General features: G+C 40.1%; 1 protein-coding gene. It reads right to left on the bottom strand.

Features of this window, described 5'->3' with window-relative positions; genetic code table 11:
* Positions 1-103 precede the first annotated feature (103 nt).
* On the bottom strand, positions 104-1918 hold the full coding sequence (locus tag E0698_RS26145) for a reverse transcriptase/maturase family protein (protein ID WP_192513416.1): 1815 nt from the start codon (positions 1916-1918) through the stop codon (positions 104-106).
* Positions 1919-2511 lie beyond the last annotated feature (593 nt).

The following is a 2511-nucleotide window of genomic DNA, read 5'->3' as shown; positions in this document are numbered from 1 at the left end:
GTAGGATAAGCGCCCAGCGCCTTTCTGTATTACTACAGTAGGTTTCCAAACGCTCTCCTCCGAACCGTACGTACACCTCTCAATGTATACGGCTCTCCACTCATCAATCTAATTTCCCACTATGTAGAGCAGTGTGACACTCTCTGCATAGTGCTATGGTTTTCCTTCTTCTTGCTATCATGAAGTATTCCCATTTCTTTTTTCCTTTTAAGTCCTTGAGTTTTTTCACATGATGCATTTCCATTTCATTTGAGCTTTTTGAACAAAACTCACATTGGGCAGCCTTAAGTCTGTCCATCAAGCTTGTTGTTCCCCCAAATTTCAGTGTATTAGGCAGTGTGTCTGCATCATGGATATTGGTTAGTTTCCTCACTCTTTTAAATCCATCTTTGTAGAAGTACATTATTTTTTGACCTTTTTTTGTTTCGTATTTAACGCCTATTTCACCATTAACTTTATATTTTGCAATCATCTTGGCTACTGACATATTGTACTTGGAGCCTAATGTCTTGGCAAAGCTGAATTTCATAAAATGGTAGAATTTATGGAGGTTAGACACGTTGTTTGCGATTTTGTAATAGTTATACAAACCTCGAATTTCAGAGTTAAATGTATTTACAATTTCAATATCGTCCAGGTCTTTCAAATAAGTTCTACATTTTGGTTTCCATTTCCCATCCGGTGTAATTTCCAGTGCGCCATATTCCTTCAGTTTTTTAACCCATTTATCCTGCGGTAGATAGAGTTTGCAAATATAATTTCGGGTTCTTTTGGTGAACCCCTTGCCGTCAGTACCGATACTCGTGTCCCTTGCCACCATAATATCGTAACCCAGAAATCTCGCTTTTTGTACACTATTTGTGACAAGTGTTTTCTCCTGTGACAAATTGAGTTTTAGCTTGTTTTTCAGAAACATTGTTATATCCTCTTTAATGAACAGACAGTCTTCCTTACTTCCAATGACTCCTATGATGAAATCATCAGCGTATCTCGTATACTTAAGTTTCCTGAAGTCACTGTCCATGGGATTTGTGCTCTGAGTGCTTAGCAAGCGAGCTCTAAGCTCCTTATACTGCTTAAGGCGTTCACCTTTGTGTTCTTGCGATAGTCCCGTCCATTCGTTCTTAAGCTTCTTTCTCATTCTATACGCTTTTATTTCCAGATATCTCTTGATGCTGGTCGTCTTTCTTTTGGTTCCTTTATCAAAGGCCTTAATGTATTCTTTCATGAATACATCCAGTTCATGAAGGTAGATATTTGATAGTATCGGGCTAATAATTCCACCTTGCGGTGTTCCACTAAACGTTTTATGAAATTTCCAGTCATCCACAAATCCTGCTCGAAGGAATTTCCACATTAGCCTAATCCATTTAGAATCATCTATACGTTTCTTTAATATATCAATTAAGACGTGATGATCTATATTATCAAAGAAACCTTCGATGTCTCCTTCTATGAACCACCTTACCCCTGTAAATGTTCCTCGCACCTGTTCAAGAGCCGTATGGCAGCTTCGATTCTTTCGGAAGCCATGAGAAGTTTCAAGAAATGTCCTATCGTATATAGCTTCTAATATCATACGGACAACTTCTTGTAAAAGCTTATCATCGAATGAGGGAATACCTAATGGGCGTTTCTTACCGTTGGCTTTAGGAATGTACACTCTACGGGATGGTTGGGGTTGATAGGTTTCATTTTTGAGTGATTCAATTAATTTTTCAACTCTTTGAGTGTTGAAACCATCCACGGTTTTACCATCTGAACCTTCCGTCATGTTACCCGGCTTTGCGTATATATTTTCATATGCCTGGTAGTAAAATTCAGGATTGTACAAGTTTCTATATAGACGGTCGAACCTATAGTTTCTATCCTTAGACTTGGAAATTAGATTGTCCAACACCACTTCTGGATTTCTCATGAGCCTCTCGCTCCTTCCAGCGTTGTACTGAACTTGACAAGCTGTTCCCCTTTGCCATGTAGCAGGCTTTCCCTGCCTCAGACTACTACGGGAACTCCGTTACCATGTCGGATTTTCAGGTTCTTTCACCATAGCCTTAAAGGCGTTCCGATTTAGGTAATCCCCATTTAGACATATACTGACATAGCTTATTGTAGTATCGGATGTGACTTTCGCCCTTCAACCCTTATTGGGCTTGCTCAGTCTCTGGGTTGCTGGCACTCCAACCTTTGGGTGTTGGGGTGTTTTTCTAATGTATCCAATGTGCACCTGAATACATCCAATAGACTGTATAGCGTTTGTAATTACCTTCCGCTATAATTATGGCTCAAATCGCTCGGACTATCATTCAAGCAGTTTAGCTTTCATCCTTGTCTACAATGTTTCATCTTGCCATTCAGTCGTGACGTGGTAATTCGCCAACTTATGGCTTTCCCAACATGCTACACTCCCTGTTCAGTTTCCATTCCAGATCAGTTGGGCGATGACAGGCTTCGCAACCTAACCTGTTGCCTTGCTATCAGCAAATTCAGTTTATGCCCTTATGGGCGCAC

It is taken from the genome of Paenibacillus sp. 23TSA30-6 (assembly GCF_014858585.1).
Classification (GTDB): domain Bacteria; phylum Bacillota; class Bacilli; order Paenibacillales; family Paenibacillaceae; genus Paenibacillus.
The sequence above is the reverse complement of the archived record's forward strand: the minus strand, read 5'-3'. Positions and strand labels throughout refer to the sequence as shown.

Coding starts and splice junctions, on each gene's coding strand:
- E0698_RS26145 (WP_192513416.1), bottom strand. CDS start 1,918: ATGAGAAATCCAGAAGTGGTGTTGGACAATCTAATTTCCAAGTCTAAG.